At 65.5% G+C, this 22,966-nt stretch carries 15 protein-coding genes and 2 pseudogenes; 9 read left to right on the top strand and 8 right to left on the bottom strand.

What is annotated here, in order from left to right:
- Positions 1 to 297: 297 nt before the first annotated feature.
- Together ACVMB0_RS06645 and ACVMB0_RS06640 are read right to left on the bottom strand one after the other, a co-directional pair.
- A complete protein-coding gene (locus ACVMB0_RS06645) occupies positions 298 to 2,205 on the bottom strand; it encodes an adenylate/guanylate cyclase domain-containing protein (RefSeq protein ID WP_461345695.1) in 1,908 nt (635 codons plus the stop codon).
- Positions 2,206 to 2,340: 135 nt separating this feature from the next.
- Positions 2,341 to 4,407: an AsmA family protein gene (locus ACVMB0_RS06640; protein ID WP_461345694.1), complete on the bottom strand. Its 2,067-nt coding sequence runs from the start codon at positions 4,405 to 4,407 to the stop codon at positions 2,341 to 2,343.
- Positions 4,408 to 4,618: 211 nt separating this feature from the next.
- Between ACVMB0_RS06640 and ACVMB0_RS06635 the strand changes: the two genes are divergently transcribed.
- Both ACVMB0_RS06635 and ACVMB0_RS06630 read left to right on the top strand, forming a co-directional pair.
- The gene (locus ACVMB0_RS06635; protein ID WP_456751595.1) at positions 4,619 to 5,293 is read left to right on the top strand and encodes a Crp/Fnr family transcriptional regulator; all 675 of its coding nucleotides are present in this window, start codon (positions 4,619 to 4,621) and stop codon (positions 5,291 to 5,293) included.
- Positions 5,294 to 5,679: 386 nt separating this feature from the next.
- Positions 5,680 to 6,315 carry a pyridoxamine 5'-phosphate oxidase family protein gene (locus ACVMB0_RS06630; RefSeq protein ID WP_456751596.1) on the top strand — a complete coding sequence of 212 codons (636 nt, stop codon included), beginning with the start codon at positions 5,680 to 5,682 and terminating at the stop codon, positions 6,313 to 6,315.
- A gap of 17 nt (positions 6,316 to 6,332) precedes the next feature.
- Here the strand turns inward: ACVMB0_RS06630 and ACVMB0_RS06625 are convergent, their stop codons facing one another.
- The 4 genes and pseudogenes from ACVMB0_RS06625 to ACVMB0_RS06610 form a co-directional block, all read right to left on the bottom strand.
- Positions 6,333 to 9,485, bottom strand: a complete 3,153-nt coding sequence (locus ACVMB0_RS06625; protein WP_461345693.1) for an efflux RND transporter permease subunit — start codon at positions 9,483 to 9,485, stop codon at positions 6,333 to 6,335.
- A 13-nt stretch (positions 9,486 to 9,498) separates the two neighbouring features.
- Positions 9,499 to 10,418: pseudogene (locus ACVMB0_RS06620) on the bottom strand (efflux RND transporter periplasmic adaptor subunit).
- A 223-nt stretch (positions 10,419 to 10,641) separates the two neighbouring features.
- Positions 10,642 to 11,295 carry an OmpA family protein gene (locus ACVMB0_RS06615; protein ID WP_456751598.1) on the bottom strand — a complete coding sequence of 218 codons (654 nt, stop codon included), beginning with the start codon at positions 11,293 to 11,295 and terminating at the stop codon, positions 10,642 to 10,644.
- Positions 11,296 to 11,430: 135 nt separating this feature from the next.
- Positions 11,431 to 12,993 carry a caspase family protein gene (locus ACVMB0_RS06610; protein ID WP_456751599.1) on the bottom strand — a complete coding sequence of 521 codons (1,563 nt, stop codon included), beginning with the start codon at positions 12,991 to 12,993 and terminating at the stop codon, positions 11,431 to 11,433.
- A gap of 476 nt (positions 12,994 to 13,469) precedes the next feature.
- Between ACVMB0_RS06610 and ACVMB0_RS06605 the strand changes: the two genes are divergently transcribed.
- Together ACVMB0_RS06605 and ACVMB0_RS06600 are read left to right on the top strand one after the other, a co-directional pair.
- Positions 13,470 to 14,276: an N-acyl homoserine lactonase family protein gene (locus ACVMB0_RS06605; RefSeq protein WP_456751600.1), complete on the top strand. Its 807-nt coding sequence runs from the start codon at positions 13,470 to 13,472 to the stop codon at positions 14,274 to 14,276.
- A 46-nt stretch (positions 14,277 to 14,322) separates the two neighbouring features.
- Entirely contained in the window at positions 14,323 to 15,204 is an 882-nt protein-coding gene (locus ACVMB0_RS06600) for an NAD(P)-dependent oxidoreductase (RefSeq protein WP_461345692.1), read from the top strand.
- A 168-nt stretch (positions 15,205 to 15,372) separates the two neighbouring features.
- On the opposite strand, the pseudogene ACVMB0_RS06595 reads toward ACVMB0_RS06600, so the two are convergent.
- A pseudogene (locus tag ACVMB0_RS06595) lies at positions 15,373 to 16,359 on the bottom strand (IS30 family transposase); the annotation flags it as partial.
- A 182-nt stretch (positions 16,360 to 16,541) separates the two neighbouring features.
- Positions 16,542 to 16,991 carry a MarR family winged helix-turn-helix transcriptional regulator gene (locus ACVMB0_RS06590; protein WP_249137848.1) on the bottom strand — a complete coding sequence of 150 codons (450 nt, stop codon included), beginning with the start codon at positions 16,989 to 16,991 and terminating at the stop codon, positions 16,542 to 16,544.
- A gap of 287 nt (positions 16,992 to 17,278) precedes the next feature.
- On the opposite strand from ACVMB0_RS06590, the gene ACVMB0_RS06585 reads away from it, so the two are divergent.
- From ACVMB0_RS06585 to fahA, 5 genes are all read left to right on the top strand, one after another.
- Positions 17,279 to 18,904, top strand: a complete 1,626-nt coding sequence (locus ACVMB0_RS06585; protein ID WP_461345691.1) for an FAD-dependent oxidoreductase — start codon at positions 17,279 to 17,281, stop codon at positions 18,902 to 18,904.
- A 9-nt stretch (positions 18,905 to 18,913) separates the two neighbouring features.
- Positions 18,914 to 19,153, top strand: a complete 240-nt coding sequence (locus ACVMB0_RS06580; protein ID WP_456751603.1) for a DUF2783 domain-containing protein — start codon at positions 18,914 to 18,916, stop codon at positions 19,151 to 19,153.
- A 22-nt stretch (positions 19,154 to 19,175) separates the two neighbouring features.
- On the top strand, positions 19,176 to 20,132 hold the full coding sequence (locus ACVMB0_RS06575; protein WP_456751604.1) for an MBL fold metallo-hydrolase: 957 nt from the start codon (positions 19,176 to 19,178) through the stop codon (positions 20,130 to 20,132).
- A gap of 2 nt (positions 20,133 to 20,134) precedes the next feature.
- Positions 20,135 to 21,481 (top strand): homogentisate 1,2-dioxygenase, encoded by a 1,347-nt coding sequence (hmgA, locus tag ACVMB0_RS06570; protein ID WP_461345690.1) that lies wholly within the window; start codon positions 20,135 to 20,137, stop codon positions 21,479 to 21,481.
- Positions 21,482 to 21,633: 152 nt separating this feature from the next.
- Complete coding sequence (fahA, locus tag ACVMB0_RS06565) at positions 21,634 to 22,905, top strand: fumarylacetoacetase (RefSeq protein WP_461345689.1); 1,272 nt, start codon at positions 21,634 to 21,636, stop codon at positions 22,903 to 22,905.
- Positions 22,906 to 22,966 lie beyond the last annotated feature (61 nt).

Here is a 22,966-nt window from a genome sequence, read left to right as displayed (position 1 = left end):
CCGGCCTTCCCTGCGCCCTCCGATTTTCGATGAGGGTGGTTTGATCGCATGACTCGGGCGCGGTGGCGTCGCGAGGCTGCGCGGGTGTGTTCCCTTCCTCGGCTGTTTGATAGTTGAATCAGGACAACGGTTTCCAATCCGTCACCCTGAGGAGGCCGCGCAGCGGCCGTCTCGAAGGGTCGACGGCCCGGCTGCGGCCGCATCGGGGCCGTGCATCCTTCGAGACGGCGCTTCGCGCCTCCTCAGGATGACGGGACTTATGTGGGTGCCCGGGACGACGTTGGGAAAGAGCTTCGCTTACTCCGCCGCGGCCTCCGCGCTCGGCTCGCCTTTCCAGCGCAAGATCTCCGCCGCCAAAATCGGGTGATTGAAGCCCTTCAGCACGAGGTCGTCGATGGCGCGGCCTTCGACGTAAGGCTCGACCATGCCGTAGACGCGGCGGCTGACCACGATCTGGCCGGCCTTGGCCTCGCCGCACAGGCGGGAGGCGAGGTTGGTGACGCTGCCGATCGCGGCATATTCCAGCCGCTGCTCGAAGCCGACCTGGCCGAGCGTGGCGTAGCCGAGCGCAATGCCGATGCCGAAGCCGAGGCTATGCCCGCGGTTGCGCCACTTCTCGGTCAAGGGGCCGACCGTGTCGCGCATCTCCACCGCCATCTTCACGGCGCGCGCGGTGTGGTCGGCGAGCTGAATCGGCGCGTTGAACAGGATCATCACGCCGTCGCCGGCATATTTGTCGAGCGTGCCTTCGTATTTGAAGATCAATTGGCCGAGCGCTGCGTGATATTCGCGCAGCACGTTCATCGCCTCCTCGGGCTCGGTCGCCTCGGTGAAGGCGGTGAAGCCGCGCAGATCGCAGAACACCACCGTGACCTCGCGGCGGTGGCTGTCGAGCAGGCCCTCGGGATTGTCGGATGACGCGATCAGCTGCGCCACCTGCGGCGCCAGGAAACGCTCGAGCCTGCGGACGCGCTCGAGCTCGCCGAGCTGGGTCTCGACCCGCTGCTCCAGCGACCTGTTCCAGTCCTTGAGCTGCTCGGTCTGCTCGCGCAGCTTGTCGGCCTGCTCGCGCACCGTGGCGTTGGCTTCCTCCAGGTCGCGGGTGCGCTCCTTCACCTTGCCTTCGAGGTCGGAATAGGTCTCCGCAAGCTGCGCGGCCATGCTGTTGAATTGCCCGGCGAGCTCCTCGAGCTCATCCGCGGTCTTCACCTCGATGCGATGGCCGAAATCGCCGGCGCCGAGCCGCCGCGCACCGGTGCGCAGTGCCGTGATCGGCACCAGCATGCGCCGCGCCAGGATCGTGCCGGCGATGATCGCGACCACGAGGCCGAGCGCGATCAACAGCGCAATGCGCACCAGCTGGTCGCGGATCGGAGACAGCGCCTGCGCGGTCGGCTGCTCGTAGAACACGTGCCAGCCGAGGTCGGGCGCCGCGGTCGCAGTCGTCAGCACCGCGTTGCCGTCGACATCCCTGCCGGAGGCGAGCGGCCTCCCGTTGCGCGACAGCACGGCGGCGACCTGCGGCAATGCGGCGAGGTCCCTGCCGACCTCCGGGCCCTTCGACGAGCTCGCCAGCACGCGGCCTTTGGCGTCGACGACATAGGCATGGGCTGTGCGGCCGACCTGGGAGTCGCCGAAATAGTCATTGAGGAAGCGCAGGTCGATCTCGGCCACGGTGACGCCGGCATTGAAGCCGGAATGCTGCTCGCCGATCGACATGAAGGGCCGCCCGTCGCGAAAATACGCCGGCGCGTAGGCGGTGCCGCGGCTGACCGTCTCGATGAAGCGGAGGTCGCGGGAGAGGTCGGTGTTGGAGTTCACCGTGACGGTCTGGCGCGACAGCCGCAGCAGCTCCTGGCCCTGGCTGTTGATCAAGGTGAGCTGGCTCACCGCCGGGACCTGGCCGAGCAACTGGGCATAGTCGGCGCGGCGCAGCTCGATGGTGTTGGAGGAGGCACGGGTCACCCAGGAGATCTGGCGCTCGAGATCGGAGATCGCCTGCTCGATGCGCTTGGCGGTGGCATCCGCCTTCTCGCTCATCGCATCGGTCAGCGTGCTCTTGATGCCGCGATAGCTGATCCAGGTCTCGAGCGCGCCGTTGACCGCGAGCACGAACACGACGAGGCCGACCAGCGCGAGGACGTATTTGGCGAACAGGCCGCCGCGCAGGAACCAGTTCTTGCCGTTGTCCGCAGCCCCGTTCATCCCGCCTCGTCCGTCCCCTCCGATCCGTCGGGTGCGCCACTGTCGTCGGCGCTGTTTAGCACGGATCGGAATGCCGGAGCGGGGCCTTGGGCCGCATGGTTAGCCCCGGATGATGGCGGGGGATATCCGGGACTATCAGCGATTGAACAGCTGACGCAGCACGTCCTTCATCGCCGGATTGTCGTGCTGCTCGGCGGTGTCGCCGGGCGGCGGGGACGGCGGCGCGGGCTGATCGGCGGCCGGCGGCGCGTCCGCCTCGGGCCTGGCCAGGCTGCGGCTCGGGCGCGAGGCGTCGCCCTGGTTGAGGGTGGAGAGGCCCTGCTGCAGCAGGTTCCCGATGGTGTCGCCGAGTTGCCCGCCGAGCGGGTTGCCCTGGCCGGCGCCTGGAGCCTGGCCGGTGCCGGCGCCACCGCCGCCCTGCGCGCCGTTGAGCAGGTTGGTCAGCCCGTTGAGCCCCTGGCTCAGGCCCTGTTGGCTCAGACCCTGGCCGTTGGCGCCGAACAGGCCCTTGCCCATCTCCTTGAGCTTGGCATAGGCGGCCTGGGGATTGTCCAGGATGCCCTGCATCTCCGGATAGATCCGCGGGCTCACCCAGGGGCCCTCGAGCATCACCGGGATGCCGAGGCCGACCGGATTGCCGGCGCGGCCCTGGCCCTCGGTGGTCATCACGAGTTGCGGCTCGACGCGGAATCCGATCTGGCGGGTGTTGAGGTCGATGGTGCCGACCCCGGTCATCTTCACCAGCGGGCCGATCAGATTGAGATCGGTGGTTACGGCCTGGCCCTTGTCGACCTTGAACGAGGCCGAGAGCTGGCTGAGATCGGTCGACAATTCCTCACCCTGCTGCCAGCCCGACAGCGGGCTGGTGGTGAGGTTGCGGATCATCTGCGCGACGTTGAGGCCGAGGATCTTGCCGTCCTGGAACACGACGAAGGCGGTGCCGCCGAGATTGCCGACGATGGCGCGCTCGCTCGTGCCCTGCGAGGTCAATGCGAGCTTGGCCTGCATCTTGCCGTCGAGCTTGTCGAACTCGGCGAGGCTCTTGAGCACCGGCAGCGCGCGCACGCCGGCGAGATCGAGCCGCAGCGCGTAGGTTGGGTTCGCGGTCCGCGCGTCGATCGTGACGTCGCCATCGGCGGTGCCCTCATAGGCGCCGAGATTGCTGAGCCTGCCCTTCAGCACGCCGCTGTCGACCGACGCATCGATCGCCGCCTGCGTAAAGCGGCCGTCGCCGATCACGAGCTCCGGCGTCGAGATGCGCGCCTGCGCGTCGACGTAATTGAGGCCGTTGAGATCGATCGGCGCGTTGCTCCAGCTGTTGGTGCCCAACGGCTGCGCCGCGTCGGGCTGGCCCGGCGGCACCGGAATCGAGATGCGCTGGAAGTCGAGATCGAGCTTCACCAGCGGCTTGTTGCTGGCGAAATCGACCGAGGCCCAGCCGGTGAAGCCGCCATCGCCGAGCGTGCCGGAGACGCCGTTGAACATCACGACCGTGCCGTTCAGACGTGCTTCCGCGTTGGCCTTGATCGCTGCCGGCAACAGGCCCGGTGCCTCGATGTTGAATTCGGTCGGCACGCTCTGGCGTTCCAGCGGAGCTTGCGGCGCGGTCGCGCGGAGCTCCAACTTCAGCGGCTTGTCGCTCGCGCGGGCGTTCGCGGTGACGACGATCTTGCGATCGTCGCCGATGGTCGCGTCGGCGTTGAGCGCCTCGATCCGGCTCTCGACGCGGTCGCGCACATTGGAGAACACGACCGTGCCGCCGGTGACGCCGACGTGCCGGATCGTGATGCCGCCGCTGTCGGAGGTGGACGACTTCGCCGGCGGATGATGGTCGCGGGTGCGCTCGCGCTGCAGCGGCAGGTTGACCACCGGCTTCTCGATCGCGAGGTCGGTGATCTCGGCCCGGCCCGACCACAGGCTCGACAGTGTCATCTCGGCGTTGACGCTGGCGGCCGCGAACCGGTTGCTGGCCTCGCGGTCCCGCGGGTCCTGCAACACGACGTCGTTCAGCGTCAGATTGACGGTCGGCCAGAGGGAGACCTTGGCGCCGCCATTGATGGTGAGCTGGTAGCCGGTCTCCCGCTCGACCCGCTCGGCGATCGCAGAGGTGAGGAACGAGGTCGGGATCCCGATCACGGACACCAGCGCGAGGATCACGACCACGGCCGCAACGGCAGCCCCGGCAAGTCTCAGTGCTCTCATGTCGATATTCCAGGCCGGGCAGACAGGGTTCCGCCGCGCCAACACGCGGCCGATCGCACGAGATTACCCCGCAAACGGGGTCTCGCTCCAATGCCGGGAAAAATAATCCGTTACCAGCATGAACTTATGTGACCTCAAACACACTCTTATGAGGGTGATTTTTGCTAACCGGGCAGCGGGGACTGCTCGGATTGATTTGGAAGGCAGTACAATGAACAAACAGGCCGAATTTGCGGTCATTCTGAAGATGAATCCGATGTTCGCCGATCTCGGCGCGGACGAGTTGCAGCGGCTTTCGGGCCTTTGCCACACCCAGCAGCTCACCACCGGCGAGGTGCTGTTCCAGAAAGGAGATCCCGGCGATGCCCTGTTTGGGGTCCGCCGCGGCCAGATGCGGATCGAAACCGGTGCCTCCGACGGCAGCCGGCTCACACTCAACTTCATGGGATCCGGCGACCTGTTCGGCGAAGTCGCCGTGCTCGACGGCCAGGATCGCACGGCGGACGCGACCGCGGGCGAGCCGACCGAATTGTTCGTGCTGCGGCGGGAGGATTTCCTGGGCTTCCTCGAGCGCGAGCCGAAGGTCGCGGTCCGGCTGATCGAATTGCTGTGCCAGCGCATCCGCTGGCAGAGCGAGCGGATGGAGGAATCCGTGCTGCAGCCGTTGCCGGTGCGCCTCGCACGCCGGCTGTGTGCGCTGGCCGAGGACTTCGGTTCCGAGGTGCACATCTCGCAGGAGCAGCTCGGCATCTTCGTCGGCGCGGCGCGCGAGAGCGTCAACCGGCAACTGCAGACCTGGCGCAAGGACGGCATCGTCGACCTGCAGCGCGGCCGGATCATGCTGCACAACATGACCAAGCTGACGGCGGTCGCACGCAACGATTAGAAACGGTTTTCGAACGAAGCGAATAATCGGTTCGCGCAAGGAGCGCGACGAACGAGAAGCCCGGCGGAACGCATGCAACGTGCGCGTGAATTCGAGTCTCTCGCGCGCTTTGCCTGCGAATGTTGACGCACTCCTGCCTAAAAGACGTGCTTGCATGACAAGGCCGCTATCGCTTTCATTGCGGCGCCGGTCCTTGGGGTGACACCCAGCCTTGCTGGCCTCACGCCATCCACCTGCAAACCCCTGCGGTCTTTCCCGTTGACCGCAGGGGTTTTGCATTCCGGGCACCGCTGAGCCTCGCGGCCGCGGCCAATGCGCGCTCCCTGCCGGCCGGCATCAATTCCCGCGCTGACGTGGTATAGACGGGCCATAAACGGGAGTTCGCAATGAGCAGCCAGAACGCGGGCGGCAAGCCGCCGGTCAAGTCGCAGCAGGATCTTCGTGGGCATTTCGGGCAGGTCAGCCCGCTCGCCGAGAAGAAGGTCCTCCATCATCTCGACAAATTCTGCCGCGACTTCATCGCGCTGTCGCCGTTCCTTATCATTGCGTCCAGCGACGGCAACGGCCATGCCGACGCCAGTCCGCGCGGCGATGCGCCGGGCTTCGTCTCGGTGCTCGACGACAAGACGCTGCTGATCCCGGATCGGCGCGGCAACAACCGGGTCGACACGTTCGGCAATATCATCGCCTCGCCCGGGGTCGGGTTGATCTTCATGGTGCCCGGCATCAACGAGACGCTGCGCATCAACGGGCGGGCCGAGATTTCGCAGGAGCCGGATCTCCTGACGCCGCTGACCGTGCAGAACGTCACGCCGATCATCGGTCTCAAGGTGCATGTCGACGAGACCTATTTCCATTGCGGCAAGGCGCTGATGCGCTCGAAGCTCTGGAATCCCGCTGCCCAGGTCGAGCGCAACAGTTTCCCGACGCTCGGCCGGATCATCGCCGAGCAGACCGCCGCCGTTGAGGTCGAGGTCGCCGAGAAGGCGATGGAAGAGGCTTATCGGACGAGGCTGTATTAGCCGCACCGAACTCAAGTTCATTCCGCGGCGGGCGAGATCATGCTTGGCGGGCCGCCCTGCCGCTTGGTGTCGTCGCCCTTCGGCTCGCTCGGCGTGAGCTCGTGGTCGGCATGCGAGACCACCAGCCGCTTGCCGAGGCGCCAGATCAGGCCGCCGATGTCGTCCATCACCATGAACATCGCCGGCACGAACACCAGCGACAGCACGGTCGAGAAGATCAGGCCCCCGATCACCGCGAGCGCCATCGGCGAGCGGAATTCGCCACCGGCGCCGAACGCCAGCGCTGACGGCATCATGCCGGCGGCCATCGCGATCGTGGTCATCACGATCGGGCGGGCGCGCTTCATGCCGGCGTCGATCATGGCGTCCTCGCGCGCCTTGCCGTCGCGGATCGCCTCGACCGCGAACTCCACCAGCATGATGGCGTTCTTGGTGACGATGCCCATCAGCATCAGGATGCCGATCCACACCGGCGTGGTGAGCTGCTTGCCGGTCAACAGCAGCGCGCCGATCGCGCCGCCGATCGAGAGCGGCAGCGAGAACAAGATGGTGATCGGCTGCAGGAAGGTGCCGAACAGCAGCACCAGCACGGCATAGACCATCATCAACCCGGCGGTGATCGCGGTGGCGAAGCCGTCGGACAGCTCGGCGAGGCTCTCGGCGTCGCCGGACGGGCTGACCTTGACGCCCTTCGGCAGGCTCTTCATGACCGGCAGGTCGTAGATCAGCTTGGTGGCGTCGCCGAGCGCGGCATTGCCGACGAGGTCTGCGGCGACGGTGGCCTGCCGCTCGCGGTCGTAGCGGTTGATGCTGGTCGGGCCCTGGTCGAGCTGGATGTCGGCGACGACGGACAGCGGCACGCCGCCGCGTTCGCCGCGCTGGCCGAGCGGCACCCGCAGCTGCTCCAGCATCTGCAAATCGCTGCGCGCATTGTCCTCGAGTTGGACGCGGATCGGGACCTGGCGCTCGCCGGCGTCGAATTTCGCCAGCGCGGGGCCGACGTCGCCGATGGTGGCGACCCGGATGGTCTGCGACAGGCTCTCGGTCGAGACGCCGAGCCGAGCGGCGAGCTCGGCGCGCGGACGGATGCGCAGCTCGGGCCGGTCGAGCGCGGTCTCCGAGATCACGTTGGCGATGATCGGGATCCGCTTCATCTGCGTCGCCAGCTCGCTGGCGACGTTGTTCACGATATTGCTGTCGGTGCCGGTCACGACCAGCGAGATCGCGCGCAGGCCGTTCTCGTCGAGAAACCAGAACCTGATGTCGGGGACGTTATCGAGCTCCTTGCCGATCGACAGCTCCAGCTCGCGCTGGGTGATCCTGCGGTCGGCCTTCGGCGTGTAGTTGATGATCAGCGCGGCGCGCCGCACCTCCTGGATGCCGGGCGGCACCCGGCCGCCGTCGACGAACACGCTCCTCACCTCGGGCCGCTTGCGCAGCCGCGCCACGATTTCCTCGGTGACCTTCTCAGTGTAGGCGAGCTGCGAGCCGGGCGGCAGCTCCATCGCGAGCAGCGAGCGCGCGGTGTCCTGTGCCGGCAGGAAGCCCTGCGGCAGCAGCGTGATGCTCCAGATCGAGGCGGCGAACACCGCGAAGCCGAGCAGCACGGTGATGTAATGGTGTTTCACCGACCAGGTGACCAGGCTGTGATAGCTGCGCAGGATGCGGCCGGGCGGCGGATCATCGTGGTCATGGTGCTTGAGGAAATAGGCCGCCAGCATCGGCGTCACGAAGCGCGCGGCGAGCAGCGAGAAGAACACCTGCACCGACACCGTGATGCCGAACTGCTTGAAGAACTGCCCGGCGATGCCGGACATGAAGCTTGCAGGGGCGAAGATCGCGATGATGGTCAGCGAGATCGCGATCACCGCGAGGCCGATCTCGTCCGCGGCTTCGAGCGCGGCACGATAAGGCGTCTTGCCCATCCGCATGTGGCGGACGATGTTCTCGATCTCGACGATGGCGTCGTCGACCAGGATGCCGGTCGACAGCGTGATGGCGAGGAACGAGACCAAATTGAGCGAGAAGCCGAGCAGGTCCATCGCCCAGAATGCTGGGAAGATCGACAGCGGCAGCGAGACCGCGGCAATGATCGTGGCTCTGATGTCGCGCAGGAACAATAGCACGATGATGACGGCGAGGATCGCGCCCTCGAACAAGGTCGAGATCGCGGCCTCGTAATTGCCCTTGGTGAACTCGACCGAGGTGTCGATCAATTTGAGGTCGACGTCGGGATAGGCAATTTTCAGGGCGTCGATCCGCTTCTGCACCGCGGCCGCGACTACCACGTCGCTGGCGCCCTTGGAGCGCTTGATGCCGAGAGCCACCACAGGTTCGCCGTTGAAGCGGGCGAAGGTGCGGCGGTCGGCGATGGTATCGGTGACGGTGCCGAGATCGTCGAGCCGGATTTCGCCGCCGCCGAACAGCGGAATCATGGTGCCGGCGAGTTCGTTCAGCGTCTTGGCGCCGGCGAGCGTCCGGATCGCCTGGTCGTTCTTGCCGATCTCGGCGCGGCCGCCGGCGACGTCGACATTGGTGCCGCGCAGCATCTGGCTGACATTGACCGCGGTCAGCCCCACCGCCTGCAGCTTGTCGGGATCGAGCGAGACCAGGATCTCGCGCTCGACACCGCCGATGCGCTCGACCTGGGCGACGCCGCGCACGCCCTGCAACGCGCGTTTGACCACGTCGTCGACGAAATAGGAGAGCTGCTCCGGCGTCTTGCCGGGCGAGATCGCGGCATAGGTCACGATCGGCAGGCCGATCACGTCGACGCGCTGGATCAGCGGCTCGGTGACGTTCTGCGGCAGGTTGGCGCGCACCCGCGTCACCGCGTCCTTGACGTCGTTGAGTGCGCGGTCGGTGTTGGTCTCCAGCGCGAACTGGATCGTGGTCACCGACAGGCCGTCGGTGATCGAGGAGGAGATATGGCGCACGCCTTCGACGCCGGAGACGCCGTCCTCGATGGTCTTGGTGACCTGCGATTCAAGTTCCGAGGGTGCTGCGCCGAACTGCGAGACCGCGACCGAGATCACCGGAATGTCGGCGCTCGGCAGCCGCGTCACCGCGAGCTTGGTGAAGGAGACCCAGCCCAGCACGAGCAGGATGATCGAGAAGACGATCGAGGGAAGCGGGTTCCGGATCGACCATGCCGAGATGTTCAAAGCCATTAGAGTGTCCGAATTACCGTGATCGCGTGCGATCGAGTTCGTCGGCGAACATGGTCTTGATCTGGTCGCCGTCATGCAGCGAGGTGCCAGCATCGGCCACGACGATTTCGCCGACGTCGAGGCCTTCAAGGATTTCGGTCGAGGTGTCGGAGGTCAGCCCGACGCGCACCCTGCGGGTCTCCACCGTGTTGTCCTTGACGACCTGCAAGGTCAGGCGGTCGATCGCGGTGCGCGGCACCGCGACGCCGCAGGAACGCTTGGCGTCGATGTTGGCGCGCGCGAACATGCCGACCTTCAGCGTCGGATTGTTGTTGATGGTGATGCGGACATGGCCGAGTTGCGTGGTGCGATCGACCTGCGGCGAGATCTGGCGGACCTTGCCGACCATGTCGGGCGCGTCATCGCGGCTGATCCGGACATTGGCGCCGGGATTGAGCTTGAGGAGCTGGAAGCCCGGCACCTCGGCGTCGAGCTCGATCTCGTTGCCGATCGAGATCTTGAACATCGGGGGAGCCTGCGGCGAGGCCGGCGCGCCGGGCGCGGTGCGCACCTCGGTGATCAGGCCGGCCCCGCCGGCGCGCGCAGCACGATCGGCTTGGCATTGGCCTGGGCGGCCTGCTGCGGCGGCGGGGTCAGCCGCGCCAGTTCCTGGTTCTCGGTCACGGTATCGCCCTCGCGGACCAGGACGTCGGTGACCTTGGAGCCGTCCTGGTCGACATTCACCTGCGCCTCGCGGCGCGGCACGATGAAGCCGGTGACGCGGACCATGTCGGAGAAGCAGGCATTGGTCGACTTCGTCACCACCACCAGCGCCTGGCCCGGCGTTTCCTTCTCTTGCGGGGGGGAGCGGTGCTCGAAGGCGTAATAGGCGATGACCAGCGCGATGAAAAACACCGTGCCGAGCGCAGGCTTGAGGTATCGGGAAAAATTCATCGCCTGATCAATCCAGAGCTTGTCACGCCGTGTCTGCCTGTCGAAGTCTCATCCGCTCGCATTGTGTTGCTTGAGCATGCGACGTCATGTGAGGCGGGTCACCGGTGGGCTGCTCCGGGCTTCTGCCCTCAAGCAAATGCGCCCCGCCGGGGTGCGGGGCGCATTGTAACCTCAAAAAGCGGCCACGCCACCGGCCATCACATCCAGATCATTGGGACGAGTTTCACTTGGACGCGGTGTCCTTGTTTTCCACGTTCACGACCTGGACGCGGCGGTTGACGTCCGCCATGGGGTGGCTGGGGTCCTTCAGCTTGCTCTTGCCATAGCCGACGGTGACGAGATCGGTGCCGTTGATGCCGTATTTGTCGACCAAATAGCGCTTGATGGCGTCGGCGCGGCGCTCGGAGAGCCCCTGATTGTAGTCCTCGCCGCCAGCGGCGTCGGTGTGGCCGGCGACCACGAAGGTCGAACCCTTCAGGTCTGGATTGGTGAGGGCGCGGCCGAGCGCCTGCACCGAGGGCAGCGACTTGGCGCTGATATCGGCGGAGTTGTAGTCGAAGTTGATCTCGAGATCGATCTTCGGCTTGTCTTGGACGATGGTCGCGATCTCCTCGCGCTCGGTCGAGGACAGCGAGCGGGTGGCGCGGCCGCGGACGCTCTGCACGAATTTGGCCTGGTCGGCGTTCAGCCCGGGCGAGGTGGTCTGCGGGCCGACCGAGAGGCCGCGGGTCAGCGGCTTCTTCTCGGGCGTCAGCGCCTTGATGATCTGGTCCTCGGTGACGTCGTCACCGGCGCGGGCGGCCGCCATGCCGAACGACAGCACGGCGCCGGCGGTCATGATTGAAAGGATCGCGGCCTTTGCCGACGGCTTGAACATTTCGGTCCCTCCTGCGCAGGCTTGCGCGGTTCCATGCAACTCTTCAGTTCGCCCGGCATTGGCCCGGCACGCACCCTCTGATTAGTCGCGCAATTGCAGCGGCGGTTCGAGCCCGGCCGGGCAGCGATCGATTGGTCACTGCACGCCGTAGTCGGCGAATTCCTTGACGATGTTGGGGTCCATCGCCTTGGCGTTTGCGATGTCGAGATCGCCTTCCGCGACCGCGCCGTTGCGCTTCTTGGCGAGGCCACGCCCGTAGAGCGACGAGGTCAGCCGCGGATTGATCTTCAGCGCGGCGTCGAAATCGGCGATGGCGTTCTTGTTCTGCCCGCCCTTGAGATTCATCAGGCCGCGGCTGTCGAGCGCATCGACGAAATTCGGGCGCAGCCGCAGCGCCTCGTTGCAGTCCTTCAGCGCTGCCTGCAGGTCGCCGATCACGGTGCGGACCCAGCAGCGGTTGTTATAGGCCTCGACATCCTTCGGGTTCAGCCGCAGCGAATTGGTGAAGTCCTTCACCGCGAGCTCGTAAGCGCCCTTGCTGGCATAGACCTGGCCGCGGCGATACAGCGCGGCGCCGTCGTCCGGGTTCTTGTCCAGCTTCTCGCTCAGACTCTTGATGGTCGGATCGTCGGCAAGCACGGGCGAATTGCTCGGCGCCGGTGTCGGCTGGATCACCACCGGCGGCGGAGGCGCGGGTGGCGGCAGCGCGATCTCGGGGCCCTTCGGTGCGGGTGGCGGTGAGGCCGGGGCGGTCGCGACGGGGGGCTTGGGCGGCGCCGGCGTCGGTGTCGTTGCCGCGGGAGGCGCCGGTGCTGGCGTCGGCGTTGCGGCGGGCGGGGCCGGTGGTGGCGCGACCGGCGGAGCCGTGGCCACCTCGGTTGACGGCGATGCGGCGGGGGTGGGTGCAGTGCTCGCCGCTCCCGGCGCACCGCTTGAAGTGGCTGCGCCGCCTGGAATGAACGAGAAATCCTCGGCCAGTGACGACGAGATCCACGGCACCTGTTCCTGCCGCGAGGCCCGCGTGACGCCGACGCGGGTGCGGTTCAGCGTTTCCTCGGCCATCAGGTCCGGGGTGCGGATCTCCTTCAGGAGTTCCCGCACGAACAGGCTGTGGTCGCTGCCATTGTCGGAGACGACCGACGACAGCGCCGCCGAGTACATCACGAGCGTCCCGTTCGGCGCGATCACCGGCGCAAGCCCGGCCGAGAAGCTGCGGAAGCGGCGCTCGAACGGGTTGCGCCGGGAGGCGTCGATCAAGGCGATTTTGACGCCGGCACCGCGGCTGTTGATCTCGCCGAGCACGGTCTCCAGGCTGAAGCCGTCGCGGCGCACGTCGGCCTCGGCCCAGATCTGCGCATCGATCGGGATCATGTAGCTCTGCCGGTTCGACTGGATGCCGTAACCCGAGAAGAAGACCAGCGCGACCGAGCCGGGCTTGATCTTGCCATAGAGCCGGTCGAAGGCGCGGCGCATGCCGTCGCCGGTCAGGTTCTCGCCGACCTCGACCGTGAAGCCGTCGCGCTTGAGTTCATCGGCGACGTCGCGCGCGTCGTTGACCGGCTCCTTCAGCGGCGCGTCGGCGTCGGGATATTTGGCGTTGCCGATCACCAGCGCGAAACGGTCGCCGGCGGCGAACGACAGGGTGGACGACGCGATCGAAAAAATCAGCGTGGCGAGCAAGGCAAGGCGGATTTTCATAATCGCGGCAAATCCAGATCTCGGCATTGCAATGAAACGGCGCCGTTTCCAGCCTGCGCCGCGGGGACCTTAACTCTAGAGCCTTTTCCGTTCCGATGGAAATCGGAACGAGGGCTCTAGATTCTTGTTTTGACGCGCTTTCTTAACGCGAACCGGTAGCCACTTCGCTCGAAAACGCTTCTCACGAAAATCCATTATCAAGCCACGGCCGAACTCCCGTCAACGGCTTGCGACCGCATCGCTTATCGAGGTGACCGCAGGGAGGCCGCAGTGCAACAGCATGCGGTCATGGCGGCCATCGCCATCATGGGATGGTGCCGGTTCCTGCGCGTTGATAATGTGATTGCACTCACAGTGGCTTGGCGGCCCTGTCATGCGCTCGTCGCACGACGCGCGGTTTGACCTTTGCGCGGGGCGATGGCTTTGTGGTCGGGACGGCAAACCATTCAACAAGGCTGCAAACAAGAGCGAAACCGATGGGAAACGCCTACGAGATCTACGCCTTGCGTTATGCGACGATGTCGCCGCGCACGCCCCACCTCAACTTCCTAGTCCCCGATCCGCACGACACGACGGCGCAGGATCTGGATTATTTCGTCTGGCTGATCCGCGGCCACGGCCGCGATATCCTCGTCGACACCGGCTTCAACGCCGAGGAGGCCAAGGTGCGCGCCCGCAAGCTGACGCTCAACCCGGTCGATGCGCTGGCCGGTTTCGGCGTCAGCGCCGATGCGATCCGCGACGTGATCGTCACCCATCTGCACTATGACCACGCCGGCAACCTGGATCGCTTCCCGAATGCCAAATTCCATCTGCAGGAACGCGAGATGAGCTACGCGACCGGCCGCTGCATGTGCAGCGGCATGCTGCGTCATCCGTTCTCGGTCGAGCATGTCACCCAGATGGTGCGGCACGTCTATGGCGAGCGCGTCACCTTCCATTCCGGCGACGGCGAGATCGCGCCCGGCGTCACCGTGCATCGCGTCGGCGGCCATTCCGACGGCTTGCAGGTGGTGCGGGTCGAGACCGCGCGCGGTCCGGTGGTGCTGGCGTCCGATGCCGCGCACTACTATGCGAACCTGCACAAGAAGAGCCCGTTCCCGATCGTCTACAATGTCGGCGACATGGTGCAGGGCTGGGAGATCGTCGAGCGGCTCGCCGGGCATCCCGACCGCTTCATCCCAGGTCACGATCCGATCGTCAGCGAGATCTATCCGCGCGCCAGCGACAAGGTCGATGCGTTCGCGCTGCATCTGGCGCCGTCGCGATCGTTCGCGAGGTGACAAGCGCATCTGCAACGCGTCAAGAAACGTGAAAAGAAGCAACGATATGACTGACTACAAGACTCTCGGGTTCATCGGCCTCGGCGTGATGGGTGAGCCGATTTGCCGCAACCTGGTCAAGAAGAGCGGCAAGCGCGTCGTGGTGTTCGACCTCGCGATTGAGCCGTTGCAGCGGCTCCGCGCTGACGGCGCGGAGGGCGCGACGTCGGTCGCCGATGTCATCAAGCAGAGCGACGTGCTGTTCCTCTGCCTGCCGAGCGCCAGGCACGTGCGCGCGGTGTTCGAGGAAGACGGCATTTTGAAGAACGCACGGGCCGGCCAGATCGTGGTCGATCTCGGCACGTCATCCGTCAGCCAGACCCGCGACTTCGCCGCGCAATTGCAGGCCAAGGGCGCGGCCTGGGCCGATGCGCCGATCGCGCGCACCCGGCAGGCGGCGCAGGATGGCACGCTCAGCGTGATGGTCGGCGCGGTGCCCGCCCTCTATGCCGCGATCGAGCCCTTAATTCGCTGCTTTGCCACCGACGTCACCCATTGCGGCGATGTCGGCGCCGGGCAGGTGAGCAAGATCCTCAACAACATGGTGCTGTTCGAGACGGTGAACGCGCTGGCCGAGGCTGTCGCGGTGGCCAAGCACAATGGCGTCGATCCGAAGTTGCTGCTGGACACCCTGTCGAAGGGCTCGGCCGACAGTTTTGCGCTGCGTAACCACGGCATGAAGGCGATCGTGCCCGGCGTGTTTCCGGAGCGCGCCTTCTCGACCGAATATGCGCTGAAGGATCTGTCCTACGCGCTGGAGCTCGCCGCCGACGCCGGCATCAGGATTCGCGGGGCGGAGCTGATCGGCACGGTGCTGCAGGAGGCGATCGACAAGGGGTCGAAGGACAATTATTTCCCTGTCATCGCCAAGCATATCGACAAGGCGTAACTCCCTCGGTCGTCATTCCGGGGCTCGCGCAGCGAGAACCCGGAATCCATTGAGCCGCGTACTCTGCGGATGAATGGATTCCGGGCTCGTGCTTCGCACGCCCCGGAATGACGAGGACAGGGCGGGGCGCGAATCCCAACCCCAGCGTCGTCCTGGCGAAAGCCAGGAGGTGGATTCACACTCGAAGTGCAACACTTGAGAGAAGGCCTCGAGAGGGGTTTGGAAGTCAAGGCATTTGCGCGGGGTGTTGTTGTAGGCGTTGATCGACTGGCGGAGGCGGCGCGTCGGGAAGGTCGCGAGATCGGTTTTGCGTGGAATGAAGCGGCGCATCCGACCGATCGCATTCTCGATGCCGCCCTTCTGCCAGGGCGCGTGCGGATCGCAGAAGAAGGTCTCGATCGCGAGGCGGTGCAGCTCCAGGTGACAGGCGAACTCGGTCCCATTGTCGAAGGTAACGGTCTGGCACAGGCCTTCCGGCAAGGCAGCAAACAAGCGGACGAGATGACGGGCGATACCGCGCGCGAGCTTGCTGGCGATGCGGATGCCGAGCAGCAGGCGCGAGGTGCGCTCGTGCACGGTCAGGATCGCCTGACCGTATTTGGAGAACATCATCAGGTCGGCTTCCCAATGACCGGGGGCATTGCGATCGGCGGCCTCGATAGGCCGTTTGTCCAAGGAAACACGGCCTTCTATGAAGCTTGCGGGACTGCCGCCCTTCTTGCCGCGGTAGCCGCGTTTGCTCTTGCCGCGTGGCAGATAACGCCGCCAGCTGAAGTCCGAGGTGCGCCGGATCTGGGCGTATATGAAGCGGTAGATGGTCTCGTGGGAGATCACCTTGCGGCCGTGTTCGCGGGCCAGCCGGCCCGCGACCTGCTCGGGCGACCAGCCCCGACCAAGGCGCTCCAAGACCGCGCGGCGCAGGCCGGGCTCCCGTTCGAGGCGTACGCCCGTCCAGCGCCGCGCTCGCATCTGTTGCTGGGCATAGCTGGGTTTGTAGCCGACCTGGGCGCCAGAATTGCGGTTCAGCTCCCGAGAGATCGTTGATGGCGAGCGATCCAGAGCTGCCGCGATTTGCCGCACCGAGCTGCCATTGGCTGAAAGCCGGGCAATCTCGCATCGCTCGTCCAGGGATAGCTGCTCGTAACTCCGCCCCATCGCAACACCTCCTCAAGGAAGTGTTGCACTTCGTTTGTGAACTCAGGGGACCCATTACCACCAACGTTGATTGTTGCGCGTCGCTGCAACGACGAGTCCCGTTAACAACTCCTGCAGCGGCGTATGGGTCTTGGCTTTCGCCAGGACGACAGCGGAGTGTCTGTCCAAAGCGGGGCGATCGCCTAATACACGTCCTTCGCGTCGGCCTCTTCACTGGTCTGCACCAGCTCGAGGCTGCTCTCGACCTTTCCGAGCAGGCGGCCGAGGTCGCGGCGCTCCTGTGCGGAGAGGCAGGACAATATCTCCTGCTCCTTGCGCAACAGGCGCGGGATCAACTCCTCGTACAGCGCTTGGCCCTTTTTGGTCAGCCGCAGGCGGAATTCGCGGCGGTCGTCGGCGTTCTCGACGCGCTCGACGATCTCGCGCTCCATCAGCGCCGAGACGGCGCGGCTGATGGTGGATTTGTGCGTGCGCGTGCAATGCGCGATGTATTGCGCGCTGCAGGGATCGCTGCGGAAGCCGAGCGTCGCGAGCACGCGCCACTCCGGAATGTCGAGGCCGTAGCGCGCTTGGTATTCGCTCGACAGCGCCGAACTCACCTCAGCCGCCAGCCGGTTCAGGCGGAATGGCATGAAGTGGAAGAGGTCGAGGCGCTTCTTCGCCGGCGCGGCATCGTCGTGCGCGTCCACTTCCACGGCGCTCTGCGCCCGGGCTGGAGGCTGGCTTGCAGAGGTCCTGACCAAAAATTCCTCCAATTTGAGTTGACGGCGGGCTCGACTGGGGGTTTAAGATAGTTGCAAGTGAGACTAATTTAGCAAGCTCGCGGCCGACCCGCAAGGTCCTGTCGCAAGCCAGTCACACAAGCCGCAGCCTGAGCCATAGACGAGGGCCGGTACAAGGGAACATCCAGGGTCACGCAATGGCAGCCAACACGGCAGAGGCCAAAACCCAGTTCGGCTATCGCCGCCACCCCGACCAGGACCGGTCGGCCGCCAACGTCGCGGAGCATCCGGTTGTCGTGGTCGGCGCCGGGCCGGTTGGATTGTCGCTCGCGATCGATCTCGCCCAGCGCGGCCAGCGCGTGGTGCTGCTCGACGATGCCGACCGGATCGGCGAGGGCTCGCGCGCGATCTGCTTCTCGAAGCGCTCGCTGGAGTTCTGGGATCGCCTCGGTGTCGGCGACCGCATGGTCGAGAAGGGCGTGGTGTGGAGCGTCGGCAAGATCTTTCACGGCGCCTCGCAGCTCTACCAGTTCGATCTGCTTCCCGAAGAGGGCCACAAGCGACCGGCCTTCATCAATCTGCAGCAGTTCTACGCCGAGGCCTATCTGGTCGACCGGGTCGAGCAGCTGCCCGACATCGATCTGCGTTGGCGCAACAAGGTGATCGCGCTGGAGAGCCGCAATGACGGCGTCGCGCTGACCATCGCCACGCCCGAAGGCGCTTATCACGTCCACGCCTCCTTCGTCGTCGCCTGCGACGGCGCCCGCTCGTCGCTGCGGCAGATGGTCGGTGCGGAGTTCGCAGGCCAGGTGTTCGAGGACCAATTCCTGATCGCCGACGTCAAGATGACCGCGGCGTTTCCGACCGAACGCTGGTTCTGGTTCGATCCGCCGTTCCATGCCGGACGCTCGGCGCTGCTGCACAAGCAGCCGGACGACATCTGGCGGATCGATCTGCAGCTCAATCCCGATGCCGATCCCATAGCCGAGAAGCAGCCCGAGAATGTTCGGCCGCGGATCGAGCGCATGCTGGGGCATGACAAGTTCGAGTTCGAATGGATCTCGCTCTACAAGTTCCAGTGCCGCCGGATGGCCAAGTTCATCCATGGCCGGGTGATCTTCGCCGGCGATTCCGCGCATCAGGTCTCGCCGTTCGGTGCGCGCGGCGCCAATTCAGGGCTGGAGGATGCCGAGAATCTGGCGTGGAAGCTCGATCGCGTGCTGCGCCGGCTGTCGCCGGAAGGCTTGCTCGAGACCTACCACATCGAGCGCAGTGCCGCGGCGGACGAGAACATCCGCGAGTCCACCCGCTCGACCGATTTCATGGCGCCGGTGACGCGACAGGAGGCGCGGCTGCGCCAGGCGGTGCTGTCGCTCGCCAAGGATACCGAGTTCGGCAAGCGCATGGTCAATGGCGGGCGGCTGTCGGTGCCGTCGATCTATGACACGCCGCTGTCGAGCGGCGATCGTGACGACTGGCGCGGCGGCCCGCCGCCGGGCGCCTCCATGCTGGACGCGCCGGTGACCGAGCAGGGCGGCGGTTCGAGCTATCTGACCGACGTTTTCATCAAGCAGGGAACGCGTTTCACCCTGCTGGAGTTTGGCAATGGCGCTGATGTCGATGTGCCCGACGGTGTCGGCTCCATCCGGGTCGGCGGCGAGGGCAGGCTGGTCGACGCGCAAGGCCTTGCCGGCAAGCGCTACGACGCTGCGCCCGGCACCGCCTATCTGCTGCGGCCGGATGGTTATGTTGCGGCACGCTTCCGCAACGCCGCGCGGCCGGTACTCGATGCGGCGCTGGCGCGTGCAACCGGCGTGAGCTGAGGATCCATCATGGCGCTGTCGACCAGTTCGAACTTCGCAAAGCCCGACGACGCCTTCCGCGCCATCGTCGAGGCGCATCGCGGCCTCTCCGACGCGCAGAGCGCCGATCTCGATGCCGCGCTGGTTCTGGTACTCGCCAACCATATCGGCGATCTCGACGTGCTGCGCGAGGCGATCGCGCTGGCCAAGCGGCGGCTTCTCGACGCGAGCCAGCAGCAACAACAACAACAGCAACAGCAACAGCACTGATCAAACGGACAGGAATGAACTGATGGCCAAAGGTTTCGCATCGACCACGGATCTCGCGGAGAAGAAGGTGACCTTCTCCGAGATAGGCACCGATCTCTACGCCTTCACCGCCGAGGGCGATCCCAACACCGCCGTGATCGTCGGCGAGGACGGCTGCCTGGTGTTCGACGCGCAGGCGACGCCGGCGATGGCCAACAAGGTGATCGAGCGGGTCAAGACCGTCACCGACAAGCCGATCAAGTACGTCGTGCTGTCGCACTATCACGCGGTGCGCGTGCTCGGCGCATCCGCCTATCACGCGCAGGGCATCGTCGCCTCGCAAGAGACCTATCGGCTGATCGAGGAACGCGGCCAGCAGGACTGGGATTCCGAATATGGCCGCTTCCCGCGGCTGTTTCAGGATGCCGCCAGCATTCCCGGCCTGACCTGGCCGACGCTGACATTCGAGGGCGAGATGTCGATCTATCTCGGCAAGCGCGAGGTGCGGCTGATGCAGCTCGGCGCCGGCCACACCTCGGGCGACATCGTCGCCTGGGTGCCGGATGCCGAGGTGATGTTCTCGGGCGATCTGATTGAATACCACTCGGCCTGCTATTGCGGCGATGCGCATCTGCGCGAATGGCCGACGACCCTGAACGAGATCCGCGCCTTCAATCCGAAGGCGATCGCGCCGGGCCGCGGCGATGCGCTGAAGGGCCTCGAGACCGGGCGCGATGCGATCGCGATGACCCGCGATTTCGTCACCACGCTTTACGGTGCGGCGGAGTCTTCCGTCGCCAAGGGCCGCAGCCTGAAGGAATCGATGGCGGCGACCCGCGAGGTGATGGATCCGAAATTCTCTGATTTCGCGATCTACGAGCACTGCCTGCCGTTCAACGTTTCCCGTGCCTATGACGAAGCGTCCGGGATCGACGATCCCGTGATCTGGACCGACAAGCGCGACCAGGAGATGTGGGCCGCCCTGCAAGGAGGAGGATAGACATGAACATCAATACCTCGCCTGATCAGATCGTGCGCAGCTCGGGGCAAGTCACCCCGGGCTACATGTCCGGCTTCGGCAACAGCTTCGAGACCGAGGCCTTGCCCGGCGCGTTGCCGATGGGGCGCAACTCGCCGCAGCGCTGCGCCTACGGGCTCTATGCCGAGCAGCTGTCCGGCTCCCCGTTCACTGCGCCGCGCGGCACCAATGAGCGCTCGTGGCTGTATCGCATCCGGCCGTCGGTGCGGCACTCCGGCCGTTTCGCCAAGGCAGATAGCGGGCTGTGGCGCACCGCGCCGTGTCACGAATACGACATGCCGATCGCGCAACTGCGCTGGGATCCCGCGCCGATCCCGAAACAGGACATGACCTTCCTGCAGGGCGTGCAGACCATGACCACGGCGGGCGATGCCAATACGCAGGCCGGCATGGCGGCGCATGTCTATCTCATCACCAAATCGATGGTCGATCAGCATTTCTACAATGCCGACGGCGAGCTGCTGTTCGTGCTGCAGCAGGGCAAGCTGCGCTTCGTCACCGAGTTCGGTCGCATCGATGCCGAGCCGGGCGAGATCGTGGTGATCCCGCGCGGCGTCAAATTCCGCGTGGAAATTCCAGGCGGACCGGCGCGCGGTTATCTCTGCGAGAATTACGGCGGCGCCTTCACGCTGCCGGAGCGCGGCCCGATCGGCGCCAATTGCCTGGCCAATTCGCGCGACTTCCTGACGCCGGTCGCCGCCTACGAGGACAAGGACACGCCGACCGAGCTCTACGTGAAGTGGGGCGGCTCGCTGTTCAAGACGACGTTGCCGCATTCGCCGATCGACGTGGTCGCCTGGCACGGCAATTACGCGCCCTACAAATACGATCTGCGCACCTTCTCGCCGGTCGGCGCGATCGCCTTCGATCATCCCGACCCGTCGATCTTCACGGTGCTGACCTCGCCGTCGGAGACCGCCGGCACCGCGAACATCGACTTCGTGATCTTCCCGGAGCGCTGGCTGGTGGCCGACAACACCTTCCGTCCGCCGTGGTACCACATGAACATCATGTCGGAGTTCATGGGCCTGATCTACGGCGTGTACGACGCCAAGCCGCAGGGTTTTGTCCCCGGCGGCATCAGCCTGCACAATTGCATGCTGCCGCATGGGCCCGACCGCGAGGCCTTCGAGCACGCCAGCAACGGCGAGCTGAAGCCGGCGAAGCTGACCGGCACCATGGCCTTCATGTTCGAGACCCGCTTCCCGCAACGCGTGACGCAGCACGCCGCGACCTCATCGACGTTGCAGGATGATTACGCGGATTGCTGGAAGGGGTTGGAGAAGAAGTTCGACCCGAACAAGTCGTAGAATTCAGTCTTCGTCATTCCGGGGCATCGCGAAGCGATGAGCCCGGAATCCATTGGGCCGCGTTCCCCGTGGAAAAATGGATTCCGGGTTCGCGCTGCGCGCGCCCCGGAATGACGAGAGACAGAGTGCGTCAATCATTTCGGCAGGAAACCATGCCCCACCCCAACGACCCCAAGCTACGCTCCTTCATCGACGTCTCGCCCAGCTCCGATTTCCCGATCCAGAACCTGCCCTATGGCGTGTTCTCGTCGAAGGACGGGCTTGCGCCGCGCGTCGGCGTTGCGATCGGCGATTATGTGCTCGACCTCTGGGAGCTTGAGCAGGACTCGCGGCTCGATGTCGGGCCGCTCGGCCTATTCTCGCAGCCGTCGCTCAACGCCTTCATGGCGCTCGGGCCAAAAGTGTGGTCGAAGACGCGGGCGCGGATCAGCGAGCTGCTGCGCTCGGATCATCCTGAGCTGCGCGACAACAGGGAATTGCGCGCGCGGGCACTGGTGCCGATGGCCGATGTCAGGCTGCACATGCCGTTCGCCGTTGCGGGCTACACCGATTTCTATTCGTCGAAGGAGCACGCCACCAATGTCGGCGTCATGTTCCGCGGCAAGGACAACGCGCTGCAGCCGAACTGGCTGCACATGCCGATCGGCTACAACGGCCGCGCCTCGACGGTCGTGGTCAGCGGCACCAAGGTGAGGCGTCCGCGCGGCCAGCTGAAGCCGCCGAGCGCCGAGGTGCCGAGCTTCGGCCCGTGCAAGCGGCTCGATTTCGAGTTGGAGATGGGGGTCGTGGTTGGACAGGCATCGGCGATGGGTGAGATGCTCACCGAGAAGCAGGCTGAGGAGATGATCTTCGGCTTCGTCATCCTCAACGACTGGAGCGCGCGCGACATCCAGCAATGGGAGTATGTGCCGCTCGGCCCGTTCCAGGCCAAGGCGTTCGCGACCTCGATCTCGCCGTGGGTGGTGACGCGCGAGGCGCTCGAGCCGTTCCGGATGCCGGGTCCGAAGCAGGAGCCGGAGCCGTTAGCCTATCTCAAGCAGACCCAGCCGAACAATTACGACATGCAGCTCGATGTCGCCTTGCGCGCGGGTGCGATGAACCAGGCAAAGACGATCTGCAGCACCAACTTCAAATACATGTACTGGTCGTCGGTGCAGCAGCTCGTGCATCACGCCTCATCCGGCTGCGCGATGAATGTCGGCGATCTCCTAGGGAGCGGCACGATCTCCGGCCCCGAAAAGCACCAGCGCGGCAGTCTGCTCGAAATCGGCTGGAACGGCACCGAGCCGGTCGAGCTCGCCAGCGGGATCACGCGCTCGTTCCTCGAGGACGGTGATTCGCTCGTCATGCGCGGCTGGTGCCAGGGCGATGGCTACCGCGTCGGGTTCGGCGAAGTCGAAGGCACCATCGCGGCGGCGGAGTAAATCGTCTCCGTCATTGCGAGGAGCAAAGCGACGAAGCAATCCATCGCTCCACTTACGCGGA

This window comes from Bradyrhizobium sp. USDA 4451 (genome assembly GCF_054822585.1).
This window is presented reverse-complemented; position numbering and strand designations above follow the sequence as displayed.

Excerpts from the sequence above, each read along its gene's own strand:
- ACVMB0_RS06645 (WP_461345695.1), bottom strand. The coding sequence starts at position 2,205 with ATGAACGGGGCTGCGGACAACGGCAAGAACTGGTTCCTGCGCGGCGGC.
- ACVMB0_RS06640 (WP_461345694.1), bottom strand. The coding sequence starts at position 4,407 with ATGAGAGCACTGAGACTTGCCGGGGCTGCCGTTGCGGCCGTGGTCGTG.
- ACVMB0_RS06635 (WP_456751595.1), top strand. The coding sequence starts at position 4,619 with ATGAACAAACAGGCCGAATTTGCGGTCATTCTGAAGATGAATCCGATG.
- ACVMB0_RS06630 (WP_456751596.1), top strand. The coding sequence starts at position 5,680 with ATGAGCAGCCAGAACGCGGGCGGCAAGCCGCCGGTCAAGTCGCAGCAG.
- ACVMB0_RS06625 (WP_461345693.1), bottom strand. The coding sequence starts at position 9,485 with ATGGCTTTGAACATCTCGGCATGGTCGATCCGGAACCCGCTTCCCTCG.
- ACVMB0_RS06615 (WP_456751598.1), bottom strand. The coding sequence starts at position 11,295 with ATGTTCAAGCCGTCGGCAAAGGCCGCGATCCTTTCAATCATGACCGCC.
- ACVMB0_RS06610 (WP_456751599.1), bottom strand. The coding sequence starts at position 12,993 with ATGAAAATCCGCCTTGCCTTGCTCGCCACGCTGATTTTTTCGATCGCG.
- ACVMB0_RS06605 (WP_456751600.1), top strand. The coding sequence starts at position 13,470 with ATGGGAAACGCCTACGAGATCTACGCCTTGCGTTATGCGACGATGTCG.
- ACVMB0_RS06600 (WP_461345692.1), top strand. The coding sequence starts at position 14,323 with ATGACTGACTACAAGACTCTCGGGTTCATCGGCCTCGGCGTGATGGGT.
- ACVMB0_RS06590 (WP_249137848.1), bottom strand. The coding sequence starts at position 16,991 with ATGCCATTCCGCCTGAACCGGCTGGCGGCTGAGGTGAGTTCGGCGCTG.
- ACVMB0_RS06585 (WP_461345691.1), top strand. The coding sequence starts at position 17,279 with ATGGCAGCCAACACGGCAGAGGCCAAAACCCAGTTCGGCTATCGCCGC.
- ACVMB0_RS06580 (WP_456751603.1), top strand. The coding sequence starts at position 18,914 with ATGGCGCTGTCGACCAGTTCGAACTTCGCAAAGCCCGACGACGCCTTC.
- ACVMB0_RS06575 (WP_456751604.1), top strand. The coding sequence starts at position 19,176 with ATGGCCAAAGGTTTCGCATCGACCACGGATCTCGCGGAGAAGAAGGTG.
- hmgA (WP_461345690.1), top strand. The coding sequence starts at position 20,135 with ATGAACATCAATACCTCGCCTGATCAGATCGTGCGCAGCTCGGGGCAA.
- fahA (WP_461345689.1), top strand. The coding sequence starts at position 21,634 with ATGCCCCACCCCAACGACCCCAAGCTACGCTCCTTCATCGACGTCTCG.